Genomic DNA, 12,119 nt, shown 5'->3' on the forward strand with positions numbered 1-12,119 from the left:
TCATTACGCCCTTCGCTCAGCCACCCGTGCTGCGGCGAACTCCCCCTTTTTTTACAGGACCATCATGCACTCTCTGTCTCCTGCGCCGATCAAAGGTTTTTCTTCCGCTATCCAATGGCTACTCGGCGCTGCGGCGCTGGTCATCGTGCTTGGCGGCTTGAAGGCCATCAGCCATATCGTCACACCCTTCTTGCTGGCAGCGTTTCTGGCGATTATCTGCGCGCCGCCACTAGACTGGATGCAACGCCGCAAGTTACCGGGGCCCTTGGCCGTACTGGTGCTGTTCTCGGTGGTGGGGCTGACCTTCTTTCTACTGTTTCTCGCACTCAAGGATGCGGCCGAAGGCATGGCTTCGCAGGCTCCCTTGTACCAGGCCAGATTCAATGGCTGGCTGATCGAGTTGCGCGAAATGATTGCCGCCCGCGGCCTGCCTGCAGAGCTACTGCCCAGCACCCTGCCCTTGCCTGCGGCGGCGACCATTACCGGCATCGCCCGTGGCCTGGCCGGTGGCCTCGGCCAGTTTACCGCCAGCACCCTGCTGGTTCTGCTGGCGTTCATGTTTCTGCTGCTGGAAGAGCGTTACCTGTCGGACAAACTCGATGCTGCGTTCCCCCGCCGTCGCCGGGCCCGGGTACGGACTCGGCGTTTTCTGCGTTCGGTCTATCGTTACCTGCTGATCAAGACCGCGGCAAGCACCGCCACCGGCGTGATTATTGGCAGTGGCCTGACGTTTATGGGAGTGGACTTTGCTTTGCTCTGGGGCATCGTTGCCGGCCTGCTGAATTTTATTCCGACCATAGGCTCGATCATCGCCGCCATTCCTGCTGTGATCATCGCCTTTATGGGCATGGGTATCGTTGAGGGTTTGCTGGTATTGCTGTTATACGTGGCAGTGAATACGGGTATCGGCAGCATTATCGAGCCGCGGTTGATGGGCAGTAGCTTGGGAATATCACCGCTGGTCGTTCTGGTATCACTATTGATCTGGGGCTATGTCTTCGGGCCGATCGGCATGTTGCTGGCGGTACCGCTGACCATGATCGCCAAGCTCGCGCTTGATGCCTCACCGGAAACCCGATGGGCAGGCATCTTGATGAGTGACTCAGTCAAACGCCTGCGCGACTAGGCGATACGTTCAGACAGTCTATTCGGGCTGTCAATTCGGCGGCGCCCAGTCAGGTGACAGGGCTGCGGCACTCTCCGCGAGAACCTGCGCCTCGGCCAGTGCGCCCTGTTCCGCTGCCATCACTGCCTGTACCGCCAGCTCGGACGCTTCTCGATTGTGCGGTGCGCGGGTCAGGGTATAGGCTGCATTGCGTAACTGATCAGCCGCCTCCAGGTCACCGCTATTGTCGTGCACATCGGCCAAGGAATTAAGCAACGCAGTAGCGCGCTGGATACGCTCGCCTGGATCAAGACCTGGGTCGCCGATGATATCCATAGGGTTATCCGACACCTGTGGCGCGTATTGCGCACACGCCACACCGGGTAACAGCAACGTTGCGGTCACCAGCAAATAGGTCAACCTGGTCATGAGCCGTGCCTCTGCCAACGGTAAGGGGTCACTCTGTTGGAGCCCGCCCGAGGGGTAAAGTTTCCGCCTCCCAGCCTGGCACCCCCTGGCGAATCTGCTGGGAAAAATCAGCAGCTTGATCAGCCGCGATGGCCCGATCGGTAATGCGCCCCTGCGCCCTTAACTCTTCGAGGCTGTAGCCAAGCTGCAAACCGCGCTGTTTCTGTACATAGGCTGGCAAGTGGCCAGACAACAACAAGCGATGATCCAGCGGCAATTTACCTATGATCCGCCGCATCATGCTGAATACCAGCGTCGTGCAGTTGGCCGTGACCGTGTGGTAAAAACGTGGTTCCGCTGCGAGCTCGTTCGCCTCGGCGATGAAGGCCAGAAACAACTGACGCGCGGCGTCCTGGTCCAGCCGCGTGCGGTACAGATAGGCGTCCTCATCGCGGACATTGGTGCGCACGCGGATGGCGTCGCGCTCATCGGTCGCGACGACACTCAACTCGAATTTCTTGAAAAAGCCGCCAAGTTCGGAAAAAGCTTCATGGCGCTCCTTGCGGATCTCCACTGAAAACACCACAAACTGGCCATCATCAAAGCCAAACGACAGCAGCACATGGGCAATGGCTGGCGAATCCCAATAAGACGTGGTCATGTCTACGGAACGCAGACGGCTCAAATCATATTCACGTGTTTCCCAGGCAATGTCGTAATCCGTTTCACTGCGCCAGGTGAAGTTGCGCACATTGTGCAACGTGACCTGCTCACCCTGAACGACGCCATGCGTAGTGCGCGCCAGATCGTCGGACCAATTACGCTCATTAGAGGGCTCCAGGCTGGCCCACCAGATCCGCAGCAGTATAAACATCAGCGCATAGACAAGCATGGATTGCCACGCCAGGTCAGGCCGAGCCAAGTCAGGCCGAGCCAGGCCGCGCCACAGCAGCACCAGTACCAGCACCGCAGCCAGCACCCAGCCAATGATCAGTAGGTAACGTCCGATTGACTTCCCTGGGGCCTGATACCAGAACGCAAGCACAGCCCAAAGGCTGCTCAATACGACCACAATGCTCAGCAGAAACAGCAGGATGCGCAATGCGGGTACCTCGTTATAAGAAACTTTGCGCACTTTACTCTGATTGCCCCAGGTGAGCGAGCACCACATCAGGGCGATTGCAACCTTGCCGGCAACGCGATAGACAGGCAGACTACTGTATAGATAGCTAGTACACTGAGCGCCATGCAACCCACGTCGATAGCCCCCTTTTACTATCTGGACAATTTCCTCCGTGCCCTGCTTTGGGTGCGGGAGCGCTATGCCGACCTGCTCGACGACCAGGAGTGCGATTTTATCCGCAGCTTCCAGTTGGCGGCACGGCCCAGTCAGGCCTTGCTGGTGCGTATGATCATGCGCAAAGGCGACCACTTCCGCGCCAGCAAGCTTGAGTACGCCGAGATCGGCGATCCCGGCGATGTCGTAGCGCCCCTGCTGCACGCGGGCTGGGTGCGCGATGACGCCCCGCTCAGTCTGCCTGAACTCTTCGCTGTGCTGCGCAGGGATGAAATTCAGCGGGTATTTGCCACAGCTCCACGCTCATTGAACAAGGCTGCTCTGCTGGAAAAGTTGAGCGCTGACGAGCATGCCGCCCGCTCTTTGAGTCAGTGGTGCCCGCAACTGACTGACTCGCTTTATAGCCTGACCATAAACCCGCTCTGCGAACGCCTGCGGCTGTTGTTTTTTGGCAACCTAGCTCAGACCTGGTCAGAGTTTGTGCTCGCCGAGCTGGGCATTTTTCGCTACGAGCAGGTCTCTATCCTGCCGGAGTCGCGGGGTTTTCGCTCGCGCGCCGAAGTAGACCAATACCTGCACCTGCGTACCTGCCGAGACGCTTTTGATGCCGGGCTACCGATTGCTGAGGTTCTCAAGCAATTGGGCGAATTCCATAGCGACAACCCCTATCTGGCTTACCGTCATGGGCGCCTGCTATTCAAACTGGCGCGCCAACTCGAACGAGAGGATCAGCTAGCCTCTGCTGCCGTGCTGTACCAGCGTTGCGATTATCCCGGCGCACGGCAGCGGCAAATTCGGGTATTGGAGAAGCAGGCTGACTACGTCAGCGCCCATGCCTTGGCCAGCGCGGCCGCGCAGATGCCCGAAAGTGACAGCGAACTGCAATTAGTCGAACGCGCTTTGCAGCGGCTAACACGCAAAGTCGGTCAGCCGGCGCTACGGCGCAAAGGTGAACCAGCCACGGGCAGGATTGATCTACTGCTTCCCCCTGCACCCGGCAGCGTTGAGCATCGCGTACGCGCGCATATGCATACTCCAGACGCGCCGGTGTACTACGTTGAAAACGGTCTGATCAACAGCCTGTTCGGGCTGCTCTGCTGGGATGCGATCTTCGCCCCGGTACCTGGCGCCTTCTTCCACCCCTTTCAAACCGGGCCAATAGACCTGCACGAGCCGCACTTTCGCGCCCGCCGTGCAGAGCAGTTCAATGCGTGTTTCGCGCTTCTGGCCTCCGGCGAATACCACCAGGTGATCCGGCGCACCTGGCAGGACAAATACGGCATTCAGTCACCCTTCGTCTTCTGGGGTTTGCTAGACCAAACACTGTTAGACCAGGCCCTGCATTGTCTGCCGGCGGCGCACCTGCACATCTGGTTCGATCGTCTGCTAACGGATATCCGCGCCAACCGCAGCGGCATGCCGGATCTGATCCAGTTCTGGCCAGAACAGCAACGCTACCGGATGATCGAGGTCAAGGGCCCTGGTGATCGCCTGCAGGATAACCAGCGCCGTTGGTTGGCCGTCTGCGCTGAGCACGCCATGCCCGTAGATGTGTGTTACGTGCAATGGGCCAGCGCATGAGCTATCGCGTGGCGGTGCGGGCGCTGTGCGAGTTTACCGCCAAGCAAGGCGACCTCGACCTGCGCTTCACCCCCTCACCTACCGCACAGGAAGGCATCAACGGACACCACGCGGTAGTCGCCCGGCGCGGGGTCGGCTATGTTGCCGAACTCCCCCTGAGCGGCGCATACCCCGGTCTCCAGGTTGCGGGCAGAGCCGACGGCTATGATCCCGAGCAGAATCTGCTGGAAGAGATCAAGACCCACCGCGGCGATATTTCTCGCATTCCGCAGAACCACCGGCTACTGCATTGGGCCCAGGCCAAGGTCTACGGCTGGTTGCTGTGCAGCAGCCAGGAGCTCACTGAGATCAACCTGGCGGTGGTGTACTTTAATGTGGTCACCCAGCAGGAAAGCACGTTCCAGGAACAGCACAGCGCCGCGGACCTGAAAGCCTTCTTCGATCTGCTGTGCAGCCGCTTTGTCGCCTGGGCCGAGCAGGAAACCGCGCACCGCAGCGCCCGTGACCAGAGTTTAGACAAGTTGCGCTTTCCCTATGCCGAATTCCGCCGTGGTCAGCGGCAACTGGCGGAGCATGTCTATCGTGCTGCCCGCGACGGTTACAGCCTGATGGCCCAGGCCACCACCGGTATTGGCAAAACCTTGGGCACCTTGTTCCCGCAGTTGAAAAGCTTCCCGGAGCAGAAGCTCGACCGGCTGTTTTTTCTCACCGCTAAAACACCAGGGCGCAAGCTGGGGCTGGATGCGCTGCAGGTGCTACGCAGCCAGGAACAGGCCATGCCGCTGCGTGTGCTGGAACACGTTGCCCGCAGCAAGTCGTGCGAGCACCCAGACAAATCCTGCCATGGCGATTCCTGCCCGTTGGCCCAGGGTTTTTTTGATCGCTTGCCGGCGGCACGGCAGGCCGCAGTAGAACTGCAGTGGCTGGATCAGGCGGCAGTGCGGCAGGTCGCGCTGGCGCATCAGATCTGCCCCTATTATTTAAGCCAGGAATTGTGCCGCTGGTCTGATGTCGTGGTCTGCGATTACAACTACTACTTCGACATGACCGCCCTGCTCTACGGCCTGACCCAATTGAACGGCTGGCGAGTAACACTGCTGGTCGATGAAGCACACAACCTGATCGAACGCGGGCGCAGCATGTATACCGCCGAATTGGGGCAGGCTGAGTTGCACGCCCTGAGCCGGATCGTGCCGGGTCGAGTCAAGGGCGCGCTGGAACGGGTCAGCCGGCATTGGGAGCAGTTGCACCGGGATCAGGTCATGCCCTACCAGGTGTATCCGGCCGTGGCCGATCTGTTTGTCGTGGCCCTGCAGAAATGCGTCAGTGCCATCACCGATCATCTGACCGACCAGCCGACCGGCAACCATACGCTGCTGTTGGATTTCTATCTGCAAGCCATGCTGTTCTGCCGCCTGGCGGAAGCGTACGGCCCGCACTCGCTATTCGATATTACCCGCGATGAAGAAAGCAGCCTGTGCACCACCTCCATTCTGTGCCTGCGTAATATCGTGCCCGCGCCCTTTCTCGCCCAGCGCTTCAATGCCGCGCACAGTGCCACGCTGTTTTCCGCGACCCTGAGCCCGGCGCATTACTATGCCAACCTGCTGGGCTTGCCCGAAGGCACGCAATGGATCGATGTGGAGTCACCCTTCGCCGCCGAGCAATTGCAGGTGCTCAGCGTCAGCAACCTGTCGACTCGCTACCTGCATCGCCAATCCAGTCTGCAACCCATTAGCCAGTTGATGGCCGATCAGTTCCAGCGCCGGCCCGGCAACTACCTGGCGTTCTTTAGCAGCTACGCCTACCTGCAACAGGCTATGGAGCAGTTTGCCAAAGACTCCCCGCAGATACCGGTTTGGGCTCAGTCGCGCAGCATGAACGAGGTCGAGCGCTCGTATTTCCTCTCGCGCTTTCACCTTGAGTCACAGGGCATTGGCTTTGCGGTGCTGGGCGGCGCTTTTGGTGAAGGTATCGACCTGCCCGGGGATCGTCTTATCGGCGCTTTTATCGCCACGCTGGGCCTGCCGCAGATCAACCCCATTAACGAAGAAATCCGTACTCGCATGGAAGCGATGTTTGGCAATGGTTACGACTACACTTACTTATATCCTGGGTTGCAGAAGGTCGTGCAGGCTGCCGGCCGGGTGATTCGTACCACCGAGGACCAAGGCGTGGTCTACCTACTGGACGACCGTTATAACCAGCAGGCGGTTCGAGAACTTCTCCCGCAATGGTGGCAACCCGAAGTGCACAGACTATTAAAACTGACTGTTCGTCAGCCAAATACGCTAATAGGGGACACATAGTGCCATAATGATATTACCAAGCCGGTGATAAGGACTTCAGCCTCATTTATGCAACTAAAGCTGCCAGGTATGTCCCATGCCCTTATCACCCGATCCAAGCCCGCTCACTACCCATCAGCGGTATATCCGCCAGTCCTTGATGTGTATGTCCGGCTTGTTGTTCGGTTTGTTACTGATTGCTGGCTCGGCATTGGTTCTGGTGGCACTGCAATTTAATAGTAGCAGCCGTGAGCAGACTACTTTTTATGTCAATAAAGCCATGGAGTCACGCACTGGGGCGTTAGTAGCTGTCATCGGTGACTATGCTTTCTGGGGCGACGCCTACGAGCGTATGAGCGGCGTGGTTGATCTTGACTGGGCCTACACGCGCAACAATCTAGGCCGGCACATGTATGACAGCTTCGGGCACGAGGGTGTATTTGTCGTCAACGGCAACAATGTCACGACTTACGCTGTCATCAATGGCGAGGTGACTGAAGATCTGTCACTCTCCAGTTGGCTTGGCCTGGACCTGGACAGCCTGAACATAGATAGCCTGCTCGCAGAAGCCCGCACCCTCGCAGACGAAGAGGACGTGGCGTTCGCCATAACCGGCAACCAGGGCCTACCCGTACTGATTTCAGCCGCCGCATTTACCAGCGGCGGGGATCCCTACGTCAAGGAGCTGCCAGGTCCGGCAGCCGTGCTGGTGCTGGTTGATCAGTTGGGTCCGGTGAAGCTGGCAGCGCTGGGCGAGAGCTACGGCATCAGCCAGTTACGTGTAGCCGACAGTACTGATGACGCTCACCGGGCTCCCGCGTTAGCGGTAGAAACCATGGCTGGCACACCTATCATCCTGCGCTGGGAGCCGCCGCAGCCCGGTAACACCATGCTGCTGTGGCTGCTGCCCATTCTGCTCCTGTGCCTGCTGGTATTCATTTACATTACCCGTTTCAACTTCCGTGCGACGCTTGCCGCCGCGCGCAAAGCCGACGCCAGCCACAACCAAGTCAGGCGCTATCAAACTGAACTGGTGTTCCAGGCGACCCATGACAGCCTGACTGGCCTACCGAATAGATCGATACTAGAAGAACGGCTAAAACAAGCCTGTGTGACTGCTCAGCAAAGCGGCACCCAGGTGGCGGTCATGCTGATTGACCTGGATGGCTTCAAGCCCATCAACGATAACTTCAGTCATCACCTGGGCGATCAAGTCCTGGTCGAAGTTGCAAAGCGCATGCTGGCAATAGTGCGGCCGGGCGACACCGTCGCGCGGATGGGCGGAGACGAGTTTATAGTCATACTCCCCGGTGTTTTGGATGAGCAAGCCGTCTCGGCGATAGCCGAGCGCTTCCTGGAGGATATTGCTGCCCCTTACCATATAGACTCCATCGACCTGCGCGTGACCGCCAGTGTCGGTGTCGTCGTGAGTAATGGACTCATCGAGCAGCCGCTAGAATTGATCCAGCATGCAGATTCAGCCATGTATCAGGCTAAACAAGAGGGTCGCAACAACGCTTTCTGGTATACCGCCGGGCTTTCTCAACAGATGCATGAGATGGCCGGCCTACGCAATGATCTGCAGCGTGCCATCGAAACCCAGGCGTTTAAGCTGCACTACCAGCCCCAGGTCAACAGCACCACCGGAGAAATCGTGGGTGCGGAAGCCTTGCTGCGCTGGACCCATCCTGTGCGCGGCATTGTGTCGCCCGCCGCTTTTATACCCCTTGCAGAAACCACCGGGCAGATTATTCCGATTACGCTATGGGTGCTCGATACCGCCTGCTGCCATCTTCGTCAGTTAGCTGACGAGGGTACATTCTTGCCCTGTATCGCAGTAAATATCTCCTCCACCCATCTTTTGCGCGCCAGCTTCGTATCGACCGTAAAGGCTGCGCTGAACAAGCATGGTCTGCACGCCGCTCAGCTGGAGCTGGAAATCACTGAAACGGTGCTGTTAAATCACGCCGACCGCGCGCTGCACACCTTGCAGCAGTTGAAAAAAATGGGCGTAAGACTGGCTATCGATGATTTTGGCGTCGGATTCTCCAGCATGAACTATCTGAAAGTCTTACCCGTCAACAAGATCAAAATTGACCGCAGCTTCATCAATGGTACCGACCACAATGAGCAGGATGCCGCCATCTGCCAAGGTATAATTTCAATGGCGCATCACTTGCGTCTGCGTGTTGTGGCAGAAGGCGTTGAGCGTGAAGGCCAACGCGTGTTTCTGCAAGAAAATCACTGCGACGACATGCAGGGCTATTTATTCGCCAAACCCATGAGCTTTAGCAAGCTTCGCCAGTTTATCCGCAAGGTCAACGGTGAGGCCGCGCATAGCCCTAGAGCCGCGCACTGAAGCTGTCACACTGGCCCACATCGCCACTCTCGAAGCCCCGCGTGAACCAGGTCATGCGCTGCTCCGAGGTGCCATGGGTAAAGCTGTCCGGCACCACGTCCTGACCCGCCCGCCGCTGCAGCCGATCATCGCCGATAGCAGATGCTGCGTTCAACGCATCCTCCAGATCGCCAGGCTCAAGTAACTGCTGATTATTCGCATTGTGACCCCACACACCGGCAAAGCAGTCCGCCTGAAGCTCCTGGCGAACCGACAGCGCGTTAACCTGCCGCGGATTCTTGCCCGCGCTGGCGGCACGCACCTTCTGGCTGATGCCCATCAGGTTCTGCACGTGGTGCCCCACTTCATGGGCGATCACATAGGCCTGGGCAAAATCGCCGGGCGCACCCAGCTGCGACTTTAGATCCTGGAAAAACACCAGGTCCAGATAAACCTGATTATCTGCCGGGCAGTAAAAAGGCCCGACGGCTGAGCTCGCGGTACCACAGGCCGAGTTCACCCGGTTGGAAAACAGCACCAGGCGCGGCTCCTGGTAGCGCTGGCCGGAGGCGGTGAAAATAGCGTTCCAGGTATCCTCGGTATCAGCCAGCACCACCGCGACGAATTCTGCCAACGCCTGCTCCTGCGGCGTGAACTCTCGGGTTGGCTGAGTTGTGGTTTGCGCACCGCCGTCAACCATTTGCAGCAAATCGATGCCGAGCAGGCGGGCACCAAAAAAAACCAGAACGCCCAGCACCAGCACCGCACGCCCGACTTTGCTGCGCAGCAGCATTGGCAGAAATCTGAGCAACAATAAAACGCCCCCAGCCCCGCCTGCGCTGCGCATGGGTTGCCCCCGGCGATCTTCCACATTGCGACTTTGCCGCCGGCCACGCCAATCCATTTTATTACTCCGTGTTTTGTAATCGTTATGTATTGGCTCGATGATAGCGTGATATACAAAATGGCACGTTATATGTATAAGCCATGCCCCATCACTCACCCTTCTACTTGCCACGTGTAATGCCTCGCGCATTGTCAGAGCCTGGATGCATCATGACACTACAAAAGAAATTCGTATTAACCCTGACGTGCCTGTTGCTGGTATTCATCGCTGCCGCCGTCATGCTCAGTTCAGCCACACAAAGTGGAGAAATTAACACTCAGGCCAAGTCTGAAGCGTCTGGTAGCCAGGAAGAGGTAGTGCGGCTTCTTGGTCTCACTGACGAGATCATGAGCGAACGCGTAAAAAATAGCATGCAGCTGCTTATTCAGCGTGGCAAGCAGCTCGGCGAGGCAGAACTGGGCGGCAATGTCAGCGTAGGTACAGCAACAGCCCCACAGCTATTGTTAGGCGGACTAGCACAGGCCAACCGTTTTGACCTGGTTGATGGTCTCACCGATATTATGGGGGGAACCGCAACGCTCTTCTCACGGCAGGGCAACGAGTTCATTCGTATCTCCACCAACGTATTACGAGACGGTAAGCGAGCAATTGGCACTCAGCTTGATCCCAACGGTGCCGCCATCAAGTCCATTCTGGCTGGCAATGCATTTTATGGCCAGGTCGACATTTTGGGGCAGCCCTACCTAACCGGCTATGAGCCGATCAGAAATGCGCAAGGCGAGACGCTTGGCATCTGGTACGTCGGATATTCAGCCGACCTTAGCGCGCTTTCGCAGGCAATCTCCAGCGCACGTATTCTGGACACTGGGTTTGTTGCTCTACGCGACTCCCAGGGCAATATTCGGGCGCGTTCAAGTCATCTGGACGAGCAGCAAATCAACGACGCGTTACAGAGCGACAGCAGCGTTTGGCATATCCAACAACGCACCTTCGCACCATGGGGTTACGACATCATTACCGGGCACTCGGTCGCCGAGGTGCGTCAGCAGGTGATGTCCAATTCGCTATCGGTCGCCGGCATGATCATTCTAGCGGGCGTTGTACTGGCCATCTGTATCAGCCTTTTAATGAACCTGATGATCAGCCGCCCACTGCATGCCAACATCAAGGCGATTGAGGACATCGCCGATGGTAATGGCGACCTGACCGTGCGTTTTCACAGTACCAACAAGGATGAGTTCGGCATATTGGCCCGCGCGTTTGATCGTTTGCTTGATCGTATTCAACATACCATTCGTGAGGCACTAGCCTCCTCCAATACGCTTCTGCAACAAGCCACTGAACTGGCACAGGTTGCAGAGCAGTCAAGCAAATCAATCGGCGTGCAAAATCGCGAGACCGAGATGGTCGCCACCGCGATGCATGAGATGAGCTTGACTGCGCAAAACGTTGCGCAAAGCGCCGCAACTGGTGAAAACGCTGCCAATCATGCCAGCACCCAGGCTCTAGAGGGCAGAGAAACGCTTACCACGACCATCACTAGCATCCAGATACAAGCCCAGGAAATCTCGGCTTCGATGGCGGTAATCGAAGAGCTGGCTTCTGCAAGCGAAGACATTGGTTCAGTGCTGGAAGTCATCGTGAATATTGCTGGCCAAACCAATCTGTTGGCGCTCAACGCGGCAATCGAAGCAGCCCGAGCCGGCGAACAAGGCCGCGGATTTGCGGTAGTGGCTGATGAGGTGCGCTCACTGGCCCAGCGTACGCAGGCATCGACGCAACAAATTCACAGTATGATTGAACGCGTTCAACAGGGCGTAAAACGATCTTCGACCATGATGGCTGAAAACCACAAGCTAGCCGTCAGTAATGCTGACGCTGCTCAGGACGTAGGCAAAGCGTTTGGCGATGTTATAGAAGCAGTTTCGCGTATCAATCAGGTGAATACCGAGATCGCCAGCGCAGCAGAAGAACAAAGCCACGTTGCCGAGGACATCAACCGCAATGTGCTGCGTATCAGCGATGAAGCGCTCAAGAATGGCGAGTTAGTGGTCCAAACTCGGGATGCCAGCCAGAACTTGACGCAACTGGCCGAGAAGCTGCGCACCCTTCTAGCTTACTACAAGGTATAAACGCCTGAGCACCTACCTAGCGCAAGCGCAGAGTAAATCTATGTAAAGTTCTATTTACAATGCAGTTTTCAGCTTCATTTTGCGGTCATATGAATAATCCCCGCGCTGCAACGCCGGTAATCA

8 protein-coding genes are annotated in these 12,119 nt (G+C 57.5%); 5 read left to right on the forward strand and 3 right to left on the reverse strand.

Annotation, left to right across the window (positions count from 1 at the left end; genetic code table 11):
• Positions 1-64: 64 nt before the first annotated feature.
• A complete protein-coding gene (locus K787_RS0110185) occupies positions 65-1,126 on the forward strand; it encodes an AI-2E family transporter (RefSeq protein WP_022962701.1) in 1,062 nt (353 codons plus the stop codon).
• A gap of 30 nt (positions 1,127-1,156) precedes the next feature.
• On the opposite strand, the gene K787_RS0110190 is transcribed toward K787_RS0110185, so the two are convergent.
• Both K787_RS0110190 and K787_RS0110195 read right to left on the reverse strand, forming a co-directional pair.
• Positions 1,157-1,534, reverse strand: coding sequence for a hypothetical protein (locus tag K787_RS0110190; protein WP_022962702.1), 378 nt, complete (start codon positions 1,532-1,534; stop codon positions 1,157-1,159).
• Positions 1,535-1,562: 28 nt separating this feature from the next.
• Entirely contained in the window at positions 1,563-2,648 is a 1,086-nt protein-coding gene (locus K787_RS0110195; protein ID WP_306361138.1) for an Lnb N-terminal periplasmic domain-containing protein, read from the reverse strand.
• 111 nt (positions 2,649-2,759) lie between these two features.
• Between K787_RS0110195 and K787_RS0110200 the strand changes: the two genes are divergently transcribed.
• The 3 genes from K787_RS0110200 to K787_RS24300 all read left to right on the forward strand — a co-directional run bounded on the left by K787_RS0110200 (position 2,760) and on the right by K787_RS24300 (position 9,038).
• Complete coding sequence (locus K787_RS0110200) at positions 2,760-4,391, forward strand: VRR-NUC domain-containing protein (RefSeq protein WP_022962704.1); 1,632 nt, start codon at positions 2,760-2,762, stop codon at positions 4,389-4,391.
• Complete coding sequence (locus K787_RS0110205; protein ID WP_028614816.1) at positions 4,388-6,700, forward strand: ATP-dependent DNA helicase; 2,313 nt, start codon at positions 4,388-4,390, stop codon at positions 6,698-6,700. Before K787_RS0110200 ends, K787_RS0110205 begins: the two co-directional genes overlap by 4 nt.
• 76 nt (positions 6,701-6,776) lie before the next feature.
• Positions 6,777-9,038: a putative bifunctional diguanylate cyclase/phosphodiesterase gene (locus K787_RS24300; protein WP_022962706.1), complete on the forward strand. Its 2,262-nt coding sequence runs from the start codon at positions 6,777-6,779 to the stop codon at positions 9,036-9,038.
• Here the strand turns inward: K787_RS24300 and ypfJ are convergent.
• Entirely contained in the window at positions 9,022-9,921 is a 900-nt protein-coding gene (ypfJ, locus tag K787_RS0110215) for a KPN_02809 family neutral zinc metallopeptidase (protein WP_022962707.1), read from the reverse strand. The two genes, K787_RS24300 and ypfJ, sit on opposite strands and share 17 nt — an antisense overlap.
• Positions 9,922-10,073: 152 nt before the next feature.
• Here ypfJ and K787_RS0110220 point away from each other — a divergent pair, with 152 nt between their 5' ends.
• Entirely contained in the window at positions 10,074-11,996 is a 1,923-nt protein-coding gene (locus tag K787_RS0110220; protein ID WP_022962708.1) for a methyl-accepting chemotaxis protein, read from the forward strand.
• The last annotated feature ends 123 nt before the right edge of the window (positions 11,997-12,119 follow it).

Origin of the sequence: Halopseudomonas pelagia CL-AP6 (assembly GCF_000410875.1) — a bacterium.
Classification (GTDB): Bacteria; Pseudomonadota; Gammaproteobacteria; order Pseudomonadales; family Pseudomonadaceae; genus Halopseudomonas; species Halopseudomonas pelagia.